Here is a 19,579-nt window from a genome sequence, read left to right as displayed (position 1 = left end):
AAATGGAAATTAGATGTTTATGTAGAATTATAGAAAATAAGGGGGAATTATATGTATAACCAAACACTTTGTTTTATCCGAAACGACGATGGAATATTAATGCTAAACCGGGAAAAAGCACCGCTGCAAGGCTTGTGGAATGGTGTTGGTGGAAAAATGATAGAAGCGGAAACGCCAATGGCATGCATTCTACGTGAGATTGAAGAAGAGACAGGACTACATTTAACAGAGCAAGAAGTCACCTATAAAGGAACATTATCATGGACAAGCGACAATACAAATTCCGATGGATTATACCTGTTTATCGCTAATCTCCCAGCTCATATTTCTTATCGCACTCCGAAAAAAGTAGCTGAAGGTATTTTAGATTGGAAGCACATTCCCTGGATTTTATCTAACGAAAATAGAGGGATAAACTCTTTAACGAAGCACTTTTTACCTACGGTTTTACAAGAAGAAGACGTATATGACCATACTTCTGTCTTCCACAATAATCAGCTTGTGCACTACGAACAAAAGGAACATGTAAATGTAAAATAGCCTCTTTAGCGGAGGCTATTTCGCTATATATTTCGGCAGTACCTGCAAGATACAGCCGATTCTTCTTCTGTACTTCCTTGACTCGGACGTTCAGATTGTTTTACAAATCCTTTTGCTTCATAAAAGGGAATTCCTTTTTCATTCCCTTTGGCAACCGACACCCACTGCTCTATGATCCCTTTTTCTTTTTGAATTTCTGTAAAATAATCTACTAACAATGTCCCGATTCCTTCTCTTCTTCGATTCGGATCTAAATATAGGACAAAAATTTCTCCACATTTTTCACCCGTTGTGCCTCCACCAATCGCTCCAACAACTTGTCCGTTTTCCAATGCGACGAACCAACCATACCAATTTTCGTCATTCGTCAGTACTTCCTTATGAATACGCTCGTGATTATAGTATTCTTCAATGACACGATCGATATATTCCTGGCTATGCAAACCTTCATATGTCGCTAGCCATCCATCTGTACAAACCTTGGCAATCCCTTCGACATGACTTATATCTGCTCTTACCACTTGAATCTTATTTGTTTTCTGTTCTTGCACTACATAATCTTTCACACTCTACATCCCCTTTATATGCTATTTTCCCTCTACTATACCAATTTAAATGGATAAAAAATCCAAATTATTATATCTTCTAATTTCCACATAAACTATTACAATTTTCATATTCATAGAAATATACATTCTATTTGAATTTACTTTCTAAAAGAGACTCTTTCCTGTTATTATATGGGGGTGCCAAAAAAGGGAGAAATGAAAACACATTTATATAATGACAGTATTCTCCTTATAAACCTCACTACTTTATCGTTTTAACGATCGGTAATCCTCTACTTCTTAAGTGGAAAATTACCAATCGTTAGAACTCTGATATAACAAGAAGGGAGTCTTGTAATGGACATTTTATTAGCACTTCTTCCTGCATTAGCATGGGGAAACGTTTTATTAGTAAGTGTAAAAATGGGTGGTGGTGCATATAGCCAAACGGTAGGTATGACAATTGGTGCCCTATTCTTCGCAACAATTATGTATGCATTTACAACACCGGCACTATCTTTATCTATATTAATTGTCGGCTTTGTTTCAGGCTTATTTTGGGCTTTAGGACAAGTCAATCAATTAAAAACCGTTCAAACAATAGGCGTTTCAACAACTGTTACCATTTCAACAGGTATGCAGCTTGTAGCTACTTCTATCTTTGGAGTTATTGCCTTTCATGAGTGGACAACTACTACTACAATTATCATGGGAACGATTGCAATTATCTTAATCGTAATCGGTGTTGTGTTTACTTCTTTAGATGATAAAGAAAATGCACAACCACCAGGACAATTGAAAAAAGGGTTACTTACTCTCATTATTTCGACTTTCGGTTATTTTGGATATGTAATTATTATTCGTTGGTACAACATCGATGGCTGGGCTGCTATTTTACCGCAAGCAGTTGGTATGTTCGTTGGAGCATTTGTACTGACATTTAAGCATAAACCATTTAACAAATATGCAATTCGCAATATCTTATCTGGTCTACTTTGGGGAACAGGAAACTTATTCTTACTTCTTTCCTTACCACGGGTTGGCGTTGCAACGAGCTTCTCATTATCCCAAACAGGGATTGTCATCTCAACGTTTGGTGCAATTGTCTTCTTAGGTGAAAAGAAAACAAAACGTCAAATGGTATTTATCGCGCTTGGCAGTGCTTTAATTATTGGCGGGGCTGTTCTACTTGGTTTGGCAAAAGCTTAATGATATATCCTAGTTTCGGAAATGCTACTTTCTGAAACTAGGATTTTTTTGTATACAAGCCTTTTCTTTTTACAATTCTCTTTTATCAATGGTATCGTTTTAGCAATACATTTCCTACAGGAAGGATCAAAAAATATGCCAAAGAAACAAAGAGTGCTATTTATTGGTGCAGGTCGTATGGCTGAAGCCCTTTTTGCTGGGCTTCTTCATACAAGTAAAGAACACATTGCTGAGATTGTCGTATCCAATCAACGAAATCAAGAAAGGCTTACAGAGTTGCGTGAAAAGTATGCTGTTTCTACAACAACAGATTGGAAACAATATGCGGCAGATGTTGATGTTATCGTCTTAGCAATGCCTCCAGAAGCGCATGAACAACTGTTAACTGAACTCTCTCCACTTGTCAGCAATCAGTTTATTGTAACAGTTGCAGCTGGTATTGGACCTTCTTATTTAGAATCAAAGCTTCCTAAAGGTACTGCCGTTGCTTGGATTATGCCAAATACAGCTGCTACAATCGGGAAATCCATTTCTTTATACACAGCAGGCTCTTTTGTAAGCAAAGAACATCTTGAAATTTTGCAAATGCTCGTAAAAGGTATTGGAGACGCACAATTATGTACAGAAGAAGAAATTCATCAACTAACAGCTGTCACAGGAAGCGCCCCTGCCTTTCTCTACTACTTTGCTGAGAGCTTAATTGAAGCAACAAAACAGTATGGTATCGATGAAATAACTGCAAAGCATCTCGTAATCAAAATGATTACCGGGTCTGCTTCTATGCTGGAAAGTGAAAATAATCCTGCTATGCTTCGTGAACAAGTGACAACACCAGGCGGCGCAACTGCAGCAGGTTTAAAAGTACTATATGAAAATAATTTTATGAACATGATGCAAGAAGCAATTGAAGCAACAAACAAAAAGGCTAGTGGAAAAACAATTTAATTTTAAAACAAGCAGAAAAAATCTTATTTAAAGATGCTGTAATCTCACCTCTATATCAAAACGGAAAATCTTATTTACAGCGCTCTTATGTAAAAGATGTCGTTGAAGTTGATTTTGCGGGTCCATTAAACTTTAAATGGGCAAAAATTGAAAAGTAATATACAAAAGGTATCCCCAAAAAGGATACCTTTTTCTTTATGCCTCATTCCCTTTTATTGCAGCTTGATTTCTCTTGAGTAAGATAGATATTTTATATCCGATTACAGCAATGATTTGAGTTACTACAATAATCATGCATAAATACATGATATTTTTTGTTAAACTCTCTCCTCCAAATATAATTGTGTAATATCCATCCGCTGCGTATGTGGCAGGGAGTAATGTTCCAATTGTTTGATACGTATGTGATAGCATTACATGCGGTACCATCACACCAGCACTCACAAGCTGTAAAGATAACGAAAGAATATTAAATAGCATCCCTGCATTTCCAAACAAATTAAGAAACATTTGCGTTAAAGAAAGAAAAGCAAAGAAGACAATGGTTTGAAACAACCAAACCGTAAATATCGATTCCTGTATTTGAATATGAAAGAACTTCATCAAAATAACTGTAATAGTTGCTAATATCACAGCAACAACCATATTAATAAGTTGCCTTGAAAAGAAATTCCCCAAACCTCGTTCAACAAGTTGCGATGCTTTATATAATTCCATACTCATAATCATCGCTCCTACAAATGAAGCTAATACGATCATAAGCGGTACCATATTGATGGAAAATCCCTTCGCATCATTTACTTTATGAATCGCAAATCCAACTGAGTCTTCCGTTAATCCTTTTATTGCTTCTGCGCTGCCTGGTTCCATAGCTTGCAACTTCCCAGCAGCTGCTTGCTGTTTATAACTTGATACCTCTTTATTTACATTGTCACGAACTTGCTTCGCAGCTCCTTCCATCATCTGCTTTGCCATCATAGCGCTTGCCTGGTTAATATGGAAATTTAAATCCGCCTTTCTTTTTTCACTTATATCTTTTGAAAAAGAAGCTGGAATTTCAATAATCATATCGTATACATGTTTATCCATTTCCTCTTTTGCTTTTTCCATAGACTTCTCATTCTTCACTTGAAAAGGCAAGTTGTTCTGTAAACCTTGTGCGATTTTACTTCCCATGTTCGCATCTTGATTCACAATAGCAATACGCATCTCATTCGCTCTTTCATATACTCCATCATATGCTGTTAGCCAAACACAAAAGAAAATAAGTTGGAATGCCAATGCTACTACAATCCCTACATACGTACCTGGTATTTTAAAAAACTGTTTTAATGTATTCATCTTTCACCCTCCCGCATGCAAGTACATACTTGCATTTATTTTCAAATAAATACTAGGGTCTTAACGCCCTAGCATATAAGGTAATATTATTTTCAATAAAATTCTCATCATTGATTTCCATGATTCGATTGTCAAAACGTAGTTTGGATAGAAAATAACCGAAATTAATCCATATAAAATTCATGACTTGTGCTTCAATATTTGTATGAATAATTTTCCCTTTTTGCTGCATCTTTTCAAAATAAATCATCAATTCTTCTTTTAAGCCTTTTGGTATCTTAGCAATTTCATCATCTAATTCAGGAAATTCACCTGTTTCACGTATACCAATAGAAATAATATCTTTCGCTTCATTTAAAAATTTATGGTAATGCCTTGCTAAATTCTTCAAATCTGTTTCTAATTCCCACACAATTTCTGTTTGTAAAAATTGTTTTAAATGCGGCACATATGAAAATTCATAAACGGCTGCTTCAATGATACCCTTTTTGTTTTTAAAATTACGAAATATGGTTACTTCATTGACGCCAGCGCGCATTGCGATTTCTTTCGTTGTTGCCGCTTTATATCCTCTTTCTTTCACTAACTCAATTGCTGCTTGAATAATTTTCTCTGCTGTCTTTGAGCGCGCCATATAATCCTCTCTTTCTAATGCAAGTGATCACTTACATTTAGATTATATAACTTTTCTAATTATTGTCAATCCGTTTTTTGGAAATCCTTAAGAGCGATACTCGAAAAAATAATTGCTCTTTCTTACATAAAAAGATAAATATTGGAAAAACTTTATTTGAAAACAACTAAGGAGGTTTTATAAAATGAGAATTTTATTTTCAATCCTTTTAGCATTCATGCTATTACCTGCAATGACAGGCTGTACACCTAAGAAACAGGATACAACTACTGATAAGAAAACGACAGAAGGTGGAAAACAAGCAGCTAACCAAGATTTAAAATTAAGCTTTAATGAATTTGATTTAAAAGCAAACTACAAAGATACAAAGAAAGACTACGAAGCTGACTACAAACATAAAACAGCAAGCGACAAACCTGAGGTAAAATTAGAAGATCGTAAAACAAATGAAAAGCTAGCTGGAGATGAAGCATTAACAAAGCTCACTCCACTCTTACAGCAACTAAAATTTGATAAAGACACAAAAGATGAAGATGTCATTAATCAAGTAGTAGATGTATTCCAACTTGACAAAGACTATGAAAAATTCGACTTAGAAGTTGTCTTTACAGATGGAACGAAAAAAGAATATAAAATGCCAAAGTAAAAGGTGAACTCTAAAAGTACACCTATATGTATCATGAAGATCCGAACAGATAGAAATAAAGTAGCCCTTTTAACTTTCGTCTAAAAGGGCTACTCACTTTGTTTGAAAACAAAGTTATTTCGCTGATTTCTCTTCTTTTTTAAAACGGTCATAATAATTAACTGCTGTAGAAAGGTGCACCTCAATATCGCGAATTAATGAAGTATCTCCTTCTTTCACTAATCGGTCTAATTTTTTCACCGCTTGTTCTGTTTCATTTAAAAAACCTACGTATAATTCATTTTCTCTTTCTTTTGATTTTGGAACCCGAATTTCTTTACGCACATTCTCAATATCTGCTAACGTATTGTCCGTTACCTTTTGTACGTCTTCTTTAAACTCCGGGAGTTTCATTGCCTTTCCAGATTCTTCTTCCGCTTTTTTCCAAAGCTTCATAGCCTCATTTACTTCATTATTAATTTTGTCTTCATATTGACTATGTACAGATTGATACACTTTCAAATCTTCAGGATTGTCTTCTTTATGGTTTGTTTGCTCTACTTTTTCCTTCGTTTCTTGTTTTGCTTCTTTATTACTAGTACATCCGGTTAATAGTAATGCACTACTAAGCAGAATCGCGCCCCAAGCTTTTTGCTTCATTTTAAACTGCTCCTTTTGTTCACTGTATGTCTTCTATCATTATTATAGCGATAACAAGTAAAAATTTACACGTATCTGCTCTCATTTCTACCTACAGCGATATTCTGTTCACAATATCGTCACTTTATCCACATTGCTTATATGACAATCCCCTTTTGTAGGTAAGAGGAATAAAACTAGCAAAGCAATACAAACTAACAATAGAACATTTATGTAAATCAAAAAGGATTGGGATGCAGATATTCGTGCTTTCGATGAAGGTGAAGACCATATTGTTAAAATGGCCGATATACTTACAGAAGGTATTATAAAGCAATTTCCAAATAAATTTTAACAGTTCAATACTTAAACTGCGGTTCTGTTTGCAGATAATATCCATTCCTTACATGCCCTACCCAGTTAGCAAAGAATTCTCTCCTAGTAGAATTTTATAAAACCAATGCAATCCATATTCAATTTAAAACAAATGATGTTACTAATCACAATTATGCTATCGGCACATTTGAGTATGAAAGCCCCATTCAATCTGGCATTTCATGTAATGATATTGCGGGGGGAGAGGTCCTTTTACACCAAAATGATGCCTCCATCAGTGAAGGGCTTCATCCCCCACCTAAAAGGAAAGCGGTTTTTATGTCAGTTTTTCAATTTGTATTTATATAATTTCAAAAAAACTATCCACCTATTCTAGTGGATAGTTCCTTCTATTCATGCATTATACAGCTTCCTTCGCCTCTGCTAATCCTTTTATACCAGAAACGGCTTCTGCGTGCTTTGCTTCATCAAATTCATTTTCACTCTTCGCGACAACGATTGTTGCAATCCCGTTTCCAATTAAGTTTACGATGGCTCTTCCTTCACTCATGAAGCGATCGACCCCAAGAAGTAACGCTAATCCTTCTAAAGGAATAACCTTTAACGCAGCTAACGTAGAAGCTAATACAATAAATCCACTTCCTGTCACACCTGCAGCACCTTTAGACGTTAACATAAGTACTAAAATAATGGTAACTTGCTGTCCAATTGTTAGATCGATACCAAATACTTGTGCTAAAAAGACAACTGCCATGGATAAATAGATAGACGTACCATCAAGATTAAAGGAATAACCTGTTGGAATAACGAGACCAACAACAGATTTTGAACATCCATATCGCTCCATCTTATTCATCATTCTTGGCAATACAGATTCAGAAGAACTTGTTCCTAATACAATTAATATCTCATCTCGAATAAATTTTAAATAATTCCATAAACTAAATCCATATATCTTACAAATAATATTTAAAACTACAAAAACGAATAAGAACATCGTTATATATACTGACATCATTAATTTACCAAGTGGTACAAGCGAAGCAAGTCCAAAGTTACCGATTGTATATGCCATAGCACCAAATGCCCCGATCGGTGCAGCTTTCATTACATAACCAATAATTTTAAAGAATACATGTGAAAGTTTGTCTAAGAAATCAATGACTGAGTTTCCTTTTTCCCCAAGAGCCGCTAATCCTACACCAAATAAAATCGAAAAGAATAATACTTGTAAAATATCACCTTTCGCAAACGCATCAACCATATTAGACGGAACGATATGGGTAACAAACTCAATCCAGTTAATGCCGTTTCCACCGTTTTGGGTATATTTTGATACATCCCCTTTTGCAAGCTCATTAAAGTTAAGGCCTTCTCCTGGCTTCATAACATTTACAACAATTAAACCAACAATAAGGGCAAATGTCGTTACCACCTCAAAATAAATAAGAGCTTTTCCGCCGACTTTACCAACCTTTTTCATATCCCCCATTTTGGCAATACCGAGTACAATTGTTAAGAAAATAATTGGTGCAATTACCATTTTTACAGCATTGATAAATGTGTCGCCTATCGGCTTCATTTCTTTACCAACACTTGGCCAAAGTAATCCAACTAACACCCCAAGTACAATAGCCGTTAATACTTGAAAGGTTAAATTTTTAAAGAGTCGTTTCACCTTTCTTCTCCCCTTTGATTTTTCTAAATTTTCTATCTGTTCGTTTCTAACATAATGATAGCGTTTACATTAAAAAGAGAGAAGTTTATGGTCATAACGAATATTTTGTTCATTTTGGTCTTAACTTTTCATTGCTCGAAACACATAACGATTAATCGGTCTTCCAACTCCCCCATACTGAACTGCCAAATGAATAACACCCTTTTTTTCTAAATAATCTAAGTAACGACGAGCCGTCACTCTAGCTATGCCAATGGCACGCGCCACATCTTCAGCAGAACGAGGTTCTTCCTGCTGTTTTACATACGTTACAATTTCATTTAATGTAAACTCATTTAAACCTTTTGGTAAATTGTTCATCGTTCTCTCAGAGCGCCCAGAATATAATAATAAATCGAGCTGTTCCTGCGAAATAGATCCAGAATCTCTCAAACTTATTCTATATTGGCGATACTTCTCTAACGCTTGCTGGATGCGATGCAACTTAAAAGGTTTAATAATATAATCTATTGCTCCATTTTGCAGCATGAGTTTAATTGTTTCCCTATCTTTCGCAGCAGAAACAACAATTACATCCGTTTCTAATTGTTGTTTTCGAAATTCCTGCAATACTTGAATACCATCTTTTTTAGGCATAAAGATATCCAAAATAACAAGATCTGGATTCATTTTTTTTACAAAGCTAATCCCCTCCTCGCCATTGCTGGCGATAGCAATTACTTGAAACCCTTTTACACTTTTTATAAACTCTTTATTTACTTCCTGAACCATTGGATCATCTTCGATTAGCACTACTTTAAATTCCTCTTTATACGCCATACAATTCCGCCTCCATCCCCATTGGAAAAGTAATGATAAAGCTAGTTCCTTCACCTTCAAAAGATGAAATTTTAATTTCTCCTCTTCCTTTTTCAACAATTTGTTTTACTAGAAAAAGACCATAACCTGTCCCGTCACGTTTATTCACAGTAAATCCTTTTTCATATAACCTTGGTAAATGTTCTTCTTTTATTCCGCATCCATTATCTTCTATTAAGATCGCACACACATCCTCTGACTGCTCAATACTAATATCAATTCTTTTATCTGCTGCCTCAATTTGTTCAAATGACCCAAATGCATTTTCTATTAAATTCCCTAATAAAACAACGAAATCATGTTGATCTAATTGGTACGGAAAAGCTTCTAAATAACTATTTTGATCAATATTCACTTGAATTCCGAGCTCTTTTCCTCTACTTATTTTACTTAAAAGAAGCCCTGCAACGGCATCATTTTTAATTGTCTCATTTAAAAAGTTTGCTACGTTCTCCTGTTCTTCTGAAGTGTTGTAGGCAAGTTGCAAGGCCTTATCAGCTTTACCGAGCTGAATTAGACCTGCAATTGTATGAAGTTTATTCATATGCTCATGACTTTGCACACGCAGGGCCTCAACAAAGTTCTTTACCCCAGTTAATTCTTCCGCAAGCTTCGTTACTTCCGTACGATCTTGAAAAATTGCCACAGCTCCGATTAATTCATTATCCTTCTTAATAGGTATGCGATTGCTTAAAATGACTTTGCCACTTACTTTTATCTCTTCATTGTATACCGCTTGATTCTTCTCCACGATTTCCGGAAGCCTTGTATCCTGTAATATTTTTCGAATAGGCTGTCCGACAACGTCTCCATTTACATGAAAAACTTGTTTCGCTTTCTCATTAAAAACCGTAATCATTTCTTGATTATCAATTGCAATCACCCCTTCATTCATGGAATGAAAGGTTGCTGTCCTTTCTTCAAGTATTCTTTTAATCTCATATGGCTCCAACTGAAACATCTGTTTTTTTATATGATTAGCAAGCATTAACGAACCTATCAATCCAAGTATTAAAGTTAAGATGACTATAAAAAGAATTTCTCCCCTTAATTCACTCATAATCTCAAAGAAGTTTGGTATTTTATTTCCTACCACAACAACGCCGATTTGGTTTAAGTTTTGATCTTTAATAGGCATAAAAGCACGAATGACAGTACCTATTTCTCCCTTTGCTTTTGAAAAATAAATATGCTCTGCAAATGCCGCTTCTTCATCTGCTCCTTTTGAAACTTTTCCTATCATTTCTTTCACAGGATGTGAATAGCGAACTCGCTCCATATTCATAACAACAATATAATCTGTTTCATTAATAACTCTAATATTTTCAATAACAGAATTTAACGTTACCCACCCATTTTTTTCTTGAAGAGACTTCTTTACATCTGACATTTCTGCTACTGTTCGTGCTGTATTCATAGATCTAATTCTTAATTCTTTCTCTTCTTTTTGTTGAATATTCGCGACGATAATCCCTCCACCAATCATGAGTGAAACGATAACAACTGCATAAGAAAGAATCGTAATCTTCCAACGGATTGGTAAATTCCTCACACTTGGACCTCCTTTCTCCTAAAAGCATCTTTACGAATAGAAATCTTCTCGGTATGCTTACAATAAAGTGAAACTTCCATCAGTGACGCATTTCTCACTGATGGAAAGCCCTCACCAATCGGGCTTTTACGGGATAACTACTTCAAAAGGAGAACGACGATGAAAAAAGCAGCTATTTTTACACTCCTTTTTATCACTTTTATTGCAAGCGCTTTATTTTTTATTCATCAGGGGCACTCTCCTCAAAATGAACTCTCATATGACGATGACCAAGACGGGCTAAAAGACCAGATCGTCTTCAAATTTAGCCATGTTGTCGCAGAAAATACACCGAAAGGGCTTGCTGCTAACAAATTTGCGGAACTCGTGAATGAAAAATCAAATGGTAAAATAAAAATAGAGGTCTTCCCTAACGGAAGCCTATATTCTGATATAGAAGAATTTCACGCTTTAAAATCTGGACAAGTACAAATGATTGCGCCCTCCACATCAAAGCTTGGAACGTTCTCCCCTGAATGGGGTGTACTTGATTTACCATTTGCTTTTTCAAATTATGAAGCCTTGCAAGAAGGCTTAAACGGAAAAATTGGGGAACAATTACTTCAATCCTTACAAAAAGATGGAATAAAAGGGCTTGCCCACTGGTCCAACGGCTTTAAGCAAATCACTTCAAACAAAGGACCTATTTATACACCAAAAGATATACAAGGACAATCTTTTCGCATTATGCAAAGCAATGTTATCCAATCCCAATTCGATTTATTAAAGGTTAAGTCGCATCAAGATTCATTCAATTCTACATATCAATTAATTGAATCAGGAAAAGTTGACGGTGAAGAAAATACCATTTCAAATATCTACTCTAAAAAATTCTATAACGTTCAAAACTATTTGACAATTAGTAACCACGGATATTTAGGATATGTTGTCATGATGGATCAAAAAACTTGGAACAAGCAAACCCAAAAAACGAAGCAAATATTAACAGAAGCAATGAAAGAAACTACTGATTGGAATAACCAACAAGCCGCTCAAATAAATAAAGAACAACTTGAACTGATTAAACAAAACTCATCGATTCAAATTCACGAACTAACTAACAAAGAGCAACAGGAGTGGAAAAAAACGCTATCACCCATATATGATAAACTTGCTCCTACGATTGGAGAGGATTTGGTAGAAGAATTAAAAGAATTGCAGCGAAAATATCGCGCGCAGGGGTCATAATCGCAAAACTCGTAAAATAAAAATCTCCGTCCGTTTATGATCTTAAGAACGGACGGATTCCCTATTATATAATAGGAAATCCCAAATCATAATTATATGAGAAAGTTTTAAACTCTCAATACCCTTCACATCGCGATGAAAAAAAGAAGACCCACAATCAAGTGGCATTTCCGCAGTATCAAAACAACACGAGTAATTGACGTAAATCGAAGGTATTGTTAAAATAATTACTGAAATTAATGTGAAAGCAATCACAAATTGCAGTTGTAAATGTGAAACGATTCACAAATTATAACTTTTAATGTGAAGTAATTCACAAACATGGAGCTTGTTACTTAAAAAATACTTTTTAAAAGGAGTTATACGTCATGAAAAGAATCGTAACACTTAGCACTCGTAAACTAATGGATACGGTAAAACATGGTGGATGTGGCGCATGCCAAACATCTTGCCAATCAGCTTGCAAAACGTCTTGCGGAGTTGCAAATCAAAAGTGTGAAAACACAATGAACAGATAGGAAACAAGACACGTACCGCCCAGCTGCTTCCCAGATGGGCGGCCATTTTTATCCCGTATGAACAGGTATAATGGAAGTTTCACTTTATAAATAAAAGGAGCTTGATTATCAAGTATGATTCATCAATATAAACTAAACGGCTACAACATCGTGCTCGATACCTATAGTGGATCGGTACATGTTGTCGACGATCTCGCCTATGAAATTATCGCGCTTTATGAGACTACTCCTGCGGAAGCAATCGTAACAATGATGCTGGAAAAATACGCACATGATGCAGGCATCTCTGAGAAGGACATTCAAGAAACAATCGTAGATATTGAAGAGCTGAAAAATGATGGGCAACTCTTTACTGCGGATGAATTTAAGAATCTCTCAATTGATTTAAGAAATCGCCAAACTTATGTAAAGGCCCTCTGCCTCAACGTCGCACATACATGCAATCTGTCATGCGAATACTGCTTCGCCAGCCAAGGAAAATACAACGGAAATAGGGCGATTATGAGCTATGAGGTTGGTAAAAGAGCGATCGATTATCTACTAGAAAACTCCGGTCACCACCGAAACCTCGACATCGACTTCTTCGGCGGAGAACCGCTTATGGCCTGGAAAGTTGTTAAACAAATTGTCACTTACGCAAGAAGCAAAGAAAAAGAATACAAAAAAACTTTTCGCTTCACCTTCACTACAAATGGGATGCTCTTAAACGATGAGGTCACGGAGTTCTTAAACAAGGAAATGTACAACGTCGTATTAAGTCTTGATGGAAGAAAAGAAGTCCACGATCACCTGCGTAAAACAGTAACTGGAAAGGGCAGCTACGATTATATCGTTCCGAAGTTCCAGGAATTCATCGAAAAGCGTGGAGATAAAGAATACTATGTGCGTGGAACCTACACTCACAACAACGTCGACTTTACTAATGACATTTTTCATATCGCAGATCTTGGTTTCGACAAACTCTCGATGGAACCAGTCATCTGTGATCCTCGGGAACCATATGCACTTACCGAAGAAGACCTACCTGAGATTTACAACCAGTACGAAATTCTCGCCCAGGAAATGCTAAAGCGTGAGGAAGAAGGCAATGGCTTCACCTTCTACCATTACATGCTTGATCTCTCTGAAGGCCCTTGCATCCAAAAGAGAATTTCAGGTTGCGGCTCAGGAACCGAATATCTCGCTGTCACACCATGGGGCGAGCTCTTCCCTTGCCACCAATTTGTTGGAGATCAAGAATACAGCATGGGAAATATCTGGGATGGAATTACAAAACAAGAAACAGCGTGCCAATTTAAAGAAAGCAACTGTTATTCTAAGCCAGAATGTCAGGAATGTTGGGCGAAGCTTTACTGCAGCGGCGGCTGCCCTGCCAATGCGCTGCACGCAACTGGCTCCATCAATGGAATCTACGATTTCAGTTGTGACATCTTCCGTAAGAGGGTCGAATGTTCCATGATGGTTAAAGTGGTTGAATCCATGAGAGCTATTGAAAAAGCTGAATAAGTACAAAGATATAATAAGAGGCTGAGCATAAGTCAATGTTTGACTTATGCTCAGCCTCTTTAAAGATTTTTATACTTGTATACTCAAAATCCCTTTGATTTGTTTTTGGATGGTAAAACATGTTGTTCTACTCTTTCATATAGAGTAAGCAATTGTGTGATAAAAGAAAATCTAGGTACTAACCAATACGAAAATACCGCTGAAACACATCCTATTAAAGCTCCTATTACAACATCGAAAGGATAATGAACTCCTACCCAAATACGAGAGATCGCTACGCAAAATGCAAGTATAAGCCATAACCACCAAGTCTTTTTATGAACAAGCCAAAACGAAAAACAAATTGAGAAAAATAGAATCGTATGGTCACTAGGAAATGAATTATCTACCGCATGATTGACAAGTTTATTCACATCAGGCAACACTGCAAACGGTTGATAATTGAAATGGAATTTCCCTGCTATTTTTCCAACCACCTCAGCAATTACAAAAGCAATCATCGCCTGAATAACCATCATCCTACCTTTTCTGGACCCGGTAAACCAATAAGCGATAATAATTAAGCCTAAAATATATACCATATATTCCGCCAAGAATACCATGGCCGAGTTTAAGAACGAATATTGTTTACCTAAATCATTGATTGCTCGAAAGACATCAATATTGAATTGTGAAAGAGACATTTTCAAATCCTCCTTTATCGTAAGGTGATTGACTGATTGCCATATACCTTTTTGTATGCTTCTCATTTTATTATCGGAAAAAAGGTTTAAATGGGACTTAACTACTTCTTAACTATTTCTTAATTAAGAAGTAGTTGCAAAAACTCATTTCTTCACAGGAAATACAAAATACGAGGAAAAGTACTTTTCCCTCGTGCGAAAACACCATTAACATAACAACCAGAGCATCATGAATAATTTGAACTGCCCCTTACATCTTTTGAATAGGAAATGTAATCCAGAACTTGTGGTAAAATAAAAAAACTTTATACGTTTAAATTCCATAAAAGAGGAGGTTTAACCTTGAACTCAATTAATGATCATGTTAAAGAAGATTTAAACATTTTATTCGTCGGCTTTAATCCAAGTATTCGCTCAAGTGAGACAGGACATCACTTCGCCAATCCCAATAATCGCTTTTGGAAAATTCTCTATGAAGCGGGATTAACCCCTAAGAAATATGATGCTTCGGAAGATTATAAACTGTTGGATCTCGATATGGGTCTTACAAACATAGTAACAAGACCAACTAAGGCGGCGAATGAAATTACAAAAGAAGAGTATAAGGAAGGAAAAGAAATTTTAAAACAAAAAATTATACGGTTAAAACCAAAAGTGGTTTGTTTTGTTGGAAAAGGTGTTTATCAAGAATATAGCGGACAAAAAGTAGCGCCGTGGGGACAGCAGCCTGAACCAATCATACCTGGAACAATTGATTTTGTTGCTCCATCCTCAAGCGGGTTAGTAAGAATGAGACTTGAAGAAATTGTAGAGATTTATAAGCAGCTTGCAAAGTTAGTATTCAAATAAAGTAAAACTTCCATCAGTAGGCCTTCTTCATCTCCTCACTGGCTGTAAAAGCCCAATTGGGCTTTTACAGCCAGTTATCCCCTACTGATTTTCTTCGCTCCGATGACCACGGTGGCATCCAGCTCTTCAGACCTGGCCAAACGCGGTATCAACCCATTCCGAGTGAATATCTCGGCGGTATACGATGCCTGCCACTCACTCGTCTCAACAAGCAGATGGCCACCAGGTGCCAGCCAAAGCGATGCCTCAGCCGCCACTCGTCGCTGTATATCAAGCCCATCCGTTCCCCCGTCAAGCGCCACACGCGCCTCGTGTATGCGAGCCTCTGAAGGGAGCAGCCTGATCGCCTCGGTAGGTACATAGGGTGTGTTCGCAACTAGGACATCGACGCGGCAGCGCAGTATGGTGGGCAATGCTTCATAGAGATCACCTTCGTACACACGACCACCGATTGCAGCGACGTTTTGCAAAGCACACTGCACCGCAGCTGGGTCAATGTCGGAGGCGTATAACTCAATCCGTTCCTGCATTGCAGCCAGTACAGCGCCCAATGCACCCGAACCACAACACAGGTCAACTACGACAGCTCCTGGCCGAGTGAGGGCGGCAGCCTGGCGGACGAGAAACTCTGTGCGATAGCGGGGTACGAAGACTCCCGGTCCCACCGCTATCCGTAGACCACAAAACTCCGTCCATCCGATGATGTGTTCGAGAGGAAAACCAGTTACTCGCCGGTCCACCATGGCGGCAAGTTCAGCCGGCGTCATGGCCGCAGAAATAAGCAGCCGTGCCTCATCTTCGGCGAAAACACAACCAGCCGTCCTAAGCCTATTGACGATGATTGTATACATGGCACCTTCATAAAGACCACCACATTTAGCTTTCTCGAAGCTCAAAGATGCTTTCCTTGAATCCATATGTTCCCCTCCCACTCATCTTCACAATCTATTCGTTAGCTTAGTGAATTACATTGCAGTTCAGTTAACCCTTTATTTTCATATGACAGTTAGAGCCCAAATATTTCTTATTACACTTTACAAAAAAACACACCAAAAGAGATGTCATCATGCTCTCTCTTTTAGTGTGTTTTTAATTTACTTTTTTTCCATTACTGCAAAATAATTATTTTCATGATCAGCAAAATTAAATACTCTACCAGAAGGCATGCTTACAATTTCTCCGACTGTGACTTTTTTATCTGATAAGTCTTTATATAACTGATCGAGATTTTCCGTAAAAAACATCAGCGAAGGTGTACCCAGATTTAATTCAGGCTGCATTTTACCAATTAGCTCCTTATTATGAAGAATAATACTCGTCCCTGCTTCCTTTGTTGGAGAAATTTCAATCCATCTAAACCCTTGGCCATTATCTTCTTCAGAAACTACACAGAACCCTACTTTTTCTTTCCAAAATTGCACTGCCTCATCTTGGTTATTTACATATAACATAATTTGACCGACTTTATTAATCATTTAAATCCCCACTTTCTTCCGGTTATTATTTTTTCACTTAAGCATTTCATTATACTTTGGTATTTATATCATATAACCGCTTAGTGACTATATCAAATATAAGGCTAAGCAATTTTTTCATAGTCCCCTCTATGATATTCCTTAATTCCAATACTGATCTACCAACTGATTTAGATGCTCCACGTTTTCTGAAGATACATTTTCCGATAACCTTGCCCCAGCAATAATAGGAGCCCATTCAAAAACTTCATCCTTTGCTAAACCAGTATTTTGGCAATATATATGCAAATACATTTCAGCTAATTCTACTGAAGATTGCGAATACAACAGATATGTTCGATATACATCTGCACGAATATCTCCCGAGCTAGCATCCACCCAATCAATAATTTTCACGTTATCATTGCTCATGATTAAGTTAAATGGATGAAAGTCTCCATGACATATCCTAGGTTCAATTATTTTCTCCCCTTAAAATAATTTATCATAATGCCAAATTCGATATCATTATAGTGAAACCCTTCTGCTACCAGACTGCCCTTTTAGTTAATGAAAAAAGATCCTGTAACACAGGATCTAAACAAGCTTTAGAACATCTCAACTTAACAATACTTATAGCACATATTCTTTTCCTTTTTACGATAAAAAGCCCCCCTTTAAATCTAATTATCTAAAAGGGGGGCGACATCGTGACTTTATTCCAAATCCACAGACTATATTACTTAAACTGTTTCACATCCAAAAATTAACAACAAGCCATTTCTTTTTTGCTTAGACCAAGCGTCTTCGCTGTTGAATTATGAATTTCTTTGAAAATCTCAGGGTTTTCCACTAGTGACACGCCATAAGAAGGAATCATTTCTTTTATTTTCGGTTCCCACTCTTTCATACGTTGTGGGAAGCATTTTTCTAATACCTCCAGCATAACATGAACGGCAGTAGAAGCCCCCGGAGAAGCTCCGAGCAATGCAGCTACTGAGCCATCAGAAGAACTGACAACTTCCGTACCAAATTGAAGCGTTCCTTTCCCCCCGGCATCAGTATCTTTAATAACTTGCACACGTTGGCCAGCTACCACTACATCCCAGTCCTCACTTTTAGCGTTCGGAATAAACTCTCGTAATTCTTCCATTCGCTTTTCATTCGATAACATAACTTGCTGGATTAAGTATTTTGTCAATGCCATCTCTTTTACGCCTGCTGCCAACATCGTGAAGACATTATTCGGTTTTACGGAACCTATCAAATCAAAATTTGAACCCGTTTTCAAGAACTTTGGTGAAAAGCCGGCAAACGGTCCAAACAACAACGTTTTTTTGTTGTCGATATATCTTGTATCAAGATGCGGAACGGACATTGGCGGAGCACCAACCTTAGCTTTACCGTATACTTTTGCATGATGCTGCGCTGCAACTTCCGGATTGTTACATACCATAAATAATCCACTTACCGGGAATCCTCCAATATGTTTTGACTCAGGGATACCGGTTTTTTGTAGTAAAGGCAGACTTCCGCCCCCACCGCCGATAAAGACGAATTTTGCAGTATGATGTTCGATTTTACCGCTATCGATATCATGCACTTTTACTTCCCACAAGCCACCGCTAGTACGTTTAATATCCTTAACACTATGTTTGTAGTTTATCTCGACGTTTTTACTCCGTAAGTGATCAAATAACATGCGTGTTAAAGCCCCAAAGTTGACATCTGTTCCAGAGTCAATTTTGGTTGCCGCTATCGGTTCATTCGATGTACGACCTTCCATGATAAGCGGAATCCATTTCTTCAGCTTTTCAAGATCATCGGAAAATTCCATCCCTTGAAACAGCGGATTATTTGAAAGCGCTTCAAAACGTTTTTTCAAAAACGTTACATTTTTTTCTCCTTGTACTAAACTCATATGAGGTATTGGCATGATAAAGTCCTGCGGATTACGAATCAGATTGCTGTTTACAAGATAAGACCAAAACTGTCTTGAAAGCTGAAACTGTTCATTAATTTTTATAGCTTTGCTGATATCTATAGATCCGTCAGATTTTTCAGATGTATAGTTAAGCTCGCATAGTGCAGCATGGCCCGTACCTGCATTATTCCATTCGTTAGAACTTTCTTCTCCTGCATCTGCAAGTTTTTCAAAGACTTTGATTTCCCACTCAGGTGCTAACTCTTTCAGCAATGATCCCAAAGTCGCGCTCATGACTCCAGCACCAATTAAAATAATGTCTGTTTTTTTCTGTATGCTGCTCATTATAACCATCCTCATCCCCTATATTTACAAAAAAGAGCTGGCCCTCCTACTTAAATGTTATAAAAAGTAAGGCGCCACCTAGACCCCCACCTAGGAACACATCTTTTTTGTCTCAATTATAACCGTATCATAATCTATTATAATGATTTACATAGTAAAATATCTACT

At 37.0% G+C, this 19,579-nt stretch carries 19 protein-coding genes and 3 pseudogenes; 10 read left to right on the top strand and 12 right to left on the bottom strand.

Annotation, left to right across the window (positions count from 1 at the left end; translation table 11 throughout):
* Positions 1-51 precede the first annotated feature (51 nt).
* Positions 52-540, top strand: coding sequence for an NUDIX hydrolase (locus Q9306_RS15065; RefSeq protein WP_306199810.1), 489 nt, complete (start codon positions 52-54; stop codon positions 538-540).
* Positions 541-563: 23 nt separating this feature from the next.
* Here the strand turns inward: Q9306_RS15065 and Q9306_RS15060 are convergent, their stop codons facing one another.
* Positions 564-1,106, bottom strand: coding sequence for a GNAT family N-acetyltransferase (locus Q9306_RS15060; protein ID WP_306199806.1), 543 nt, complete (start codon positions 1,104-1,106; stop codon positions 564-566).
* Positions 1,107-1,445: 339 nt separating this feature from the next.
* Between Q9306_RS15060 and Q9306_RS15055 the strand changes: the two genes are divergently transcribed.
* The 3 genes and pseudogenes from Q9306_RS15055 to Q9306_RS15045 all read left to right on the top strand — a co-directional run.
* Positions 1,446-2,297 (top strand): GRP family sugar transporter, encoded by an 852-nt coding sequence (locus tag Q9306_RS15055; RefSeq protein ID WP_306199803.1) that lies wholly within the window; start codon positions 1,446-1,448, stop codon positions 2,295-2,297.
* A 135-nt stretch (positions 2,298-2,432) separates the two neighbouring features.
* A complete protein-coding gene (proC, locus tag Q9306_RS15050; protein WP_306199801.1) occupies positions 2,433-3,242 on the top strand; it encodes a pyrroline-5-carboxylate reductase in 810 nt (269 codons plus the stop codon).
* A 2-nt stretch (positions 3,243-3,244) separates the two neighbouring features.
* Positions 3,245-3,400: pseudogene (locus tag Q9306_RS15045) on the top strand (ABC transporter substrate-binding protein); the annotation flags it as partial.
* 37 nt (positions 3,401-3,437) lie between these two features.
* Here Q9306_RS15045 and Q9306_RS15040 read toward each other — a convergent pair.
* Together Q9306_RS15040 and Q9306_RS15035 are read right to left on the bottom strand one after the other, a co-directional pair.
* The gene (locus tag Q9306_RS15040) at positions 3,438-4,583 is read right to left on the bottom strand and encodes a YhgE/Pip domain-containing protein (protein ID WP_306199798.1); all 1,146 of its coding nucleotides are present in this window, start codon (positions 4,581-4,583) and stop codon (positions 3,438-3,440) included.
* Positions 4,584-4,635: 52 nt separating this feature from the next.
* Entirely contained in the window at positions 4,636-5,217 is a 582-nt protein-coding gene (locus tag Q9306_RS15035; protein ID WP_306199795.1) for a TetR/AcrR family transcriptional regulator, read from the bottom strand.
* 184 nt (positions 5,218-5,401) lie between these two features.
* On the opposite strand from Q9306_RS15035, the gene Q9306_RS15030 reads away from it, so the two are divergent.
* A complete protein-coding gene (locus tag Q9306_RS15030) occupies positions 5,402-5,863 on the top strand; it encodes a YusW family protein (protein WP_020060769.1) in 462 nt (153 codons plus the stop codon).
* Positions 5,864-5,977: 114 nt separating this feature from the next.
* On the opposite strand, the gene Q9306_RS15025 is transcribed toward Q9306_RS15030, so the two are convergent.
* On the bottom strand, positions 5,978-6,502 hold the full coding sequence (locus tag Q9306_RS15025; RefSeq protein WP_306199792.1) for a hypothetical protein: 525 nt from the start codon (positions 6,500-6,502) through the stop codon (positions 5,978-5,980).
* A 217-nt stretch (positions 6,503-6,719) separates the two neighbouring features.
* Between Q9306_RS15025 and Q9306_RS15020 the strand changes: the two are divergent.
* Positions 6,720-6,836 (top strand): annotated as a pseudogene (locus tag Q9306_RS15020) (glycosyltransferase); the annotation flags it as partial.
* Positions 6,837-7,217: 381 nt separating this feature from the next.
* Here the strand turns inward: Q9306_RS15020 and dctP are convergent.
* The 3 genes from dctP to Q9306_RS15005 form a co-directional block, all read right to left on the bottom strand.
* Positions 7,218-8,495: a C4-dicarboxylate transporter DctP gene (gene dctP, locus Q9306_RS15015; RefSeq protein WP_306199788.1), complete on the bottom strand. Its 1,278-nt coding sequence runs from the start codon at positions 8,493-8,495 to the stop codon at positions 7,218-7,220.
* A gap of 120 nt (positions 8,496-8,615) precedes the next feature.
* A complete protein-coding gene (locus tag Q9306_RS15010; RefSeq protein WP_306199785.1) occupies positions 8,616-9,314 on the bottom strand; it encodes a response regulator in 699 nt (232 codons plus the stop codon).
* Positions 9,304-10,905 (bottom strand): ATP-binding protein, encoded by a 1,602-nt coding sequence (locus Q9306_RS15005; protein WP_306199782.1) that lies wholly within the window; start codon positions 10,903-10,905, stop codon positions 9,304-9,306. Before Q9306_RS15005 ends, Q9306_RS15010 begins: the two co-directional genes overlap by 11 nt.
* 159 nt (positions 10,906-11,064) lie before the next feature.
* Between Q9306_RS15005 and Q9306_RS15000 the strand changes: the two genes are divergently transcribed.
* From Q9306_RS15000 to scfB, 3 genes are all read left to right on the top strand, one after another.
* On the top strand, positions 11,065-12,132 hold the full coding sequence (locus Q9306_RS15000; RefSeq protein WP_306199779.1) for a TRAP transporter substrate-binding protein: 1,068 nt from the start codon (positions 11,065-11,067) through the stop codon (positions 12,130-12,132).
* Between the two features lie 368 nt (positions 12,133-12,500).
* A complete protein-coding gene (scfA, locus tag Q9306_RS14995; RefSeq protein WP_081625642.1) occupies positions 12,501-12,650 on the top strand; it encodes a six-cysteine ranthipeptide SCIFF in 150 nt (49 codons plus the stop codon).
* A 114-nt stretch (positions 12,651-12,764) separates the two neighbouring features.
* Positions 12,765-14,156: a thioether cross-link-forming SCIFF peptide maturase gene (gene scfB / locus Q9306_RS14990; RefSeq protein ID WP_306199774.1), complete on the top strand. Its 1,392-nt coding sequence runs from the start codon at positions 12,765-12,767 to the stop codon at positions 14,154-14,156.
* Positions 14,157-14,239: 83 nt separating this feature from the next.
* On the opposite strand, the gene Q9306_RS14985 is transcribed toward scfB, so the two are convergent.
* Positions 14,240-14,839 (bottom strand): undecaprenyl-diphosphatase, encoded by a 600-nt coding sequence (locus Q9306_RS14985; RefSeq protein WP_306199770.1) that lies wholly within the window; start codon positions 14,837-14,839, stop codon positions 14,240-14,242.
* A gap of 342 nt (positions 14,840-15,181) precedes the next feature.
* Here Q9306_RS14985 and mug point away from each other — a divergent pair, with 342 nt between their 5' ends.
* Complete coding sequence (gene mug / locus Q9306_RS14980) at positions 15,182-15,688, top strand: G/U mismatch-specific DNA glycosylase (RefSeq protein WP_306199767.1); 507 nt, start codon at positions 15,182-15,184, stop codon at positions 15,686-15,688.
* Between the two features lie 74 nt (positions 15,689-15,762).
* Here mug and Q9306_RS14975 read toward each other — a convergent pair whose 3' ends face one another.
* From Q9306_RS14975 to Q9306_RS14960, 4 genes and pseudogenes are all read right to left on the bottom strand, one after another.
* On the bottom strand, positions 15,763-16,539 hold the full coding sequence (locus tag Q9306_RS14975; RefSeq protein ID WP_306199923.1) for a putative protein N(5)-glutamine methyltransferase: 777 nt from the start codon (positions 16,537-16,539) through the stop codon (positions 15,763-15,765).
* Between the two features lie 243 nt (positions 16,540-16,782).
* On the bottom strand, positions 16,783-17,163 hold the full coding sequence (locus Q9306_RS14970) for a VOC family protein (protein WP_306199765.1): 381 nt from the start codon (positions 17,161-17,163) through the stop codon (positions 16,783-16,785).
* A gap of 141 nt (positions 17,164-17,304) precedes the next feature.
* Positions 17,305-17,625: pseudogene (locus Q9306_RS14965) on the bottom strand (phosphotransferase family protein); the annotation flags it as partial.
* A 283-nt stretch (positions 17,626-17,908) separates the two neighbouring features.
* Positions 17,909-19,411, bottom strand: coding sequence for a malate:quinone oxidoreductase (locus Q9306_RS14960; RefSeq protein WP_306199763.1), 1,503 nt, complete (start codon positions 19,409-19,411; stop codon positions 17,909-17,911).
* Between the last annotated feature and the right edge of the window lie 168 nt (positions 19,412-19,579).

It is taken from the genome of Bacillus multifaciens, assembly GCF_030756675.1.
Taxonomy (GTDB): domain Bacteria; phylum Bacillota; class Bacilli; order Bacillales; family Bacillaceae_G; genus Bacillus_A; species Bacillus_A multifaciens.
Note: the sequence above shows the minus strand (reverse complement) of the source record. Positions and strands in the feature narration are given on the sequence as shown.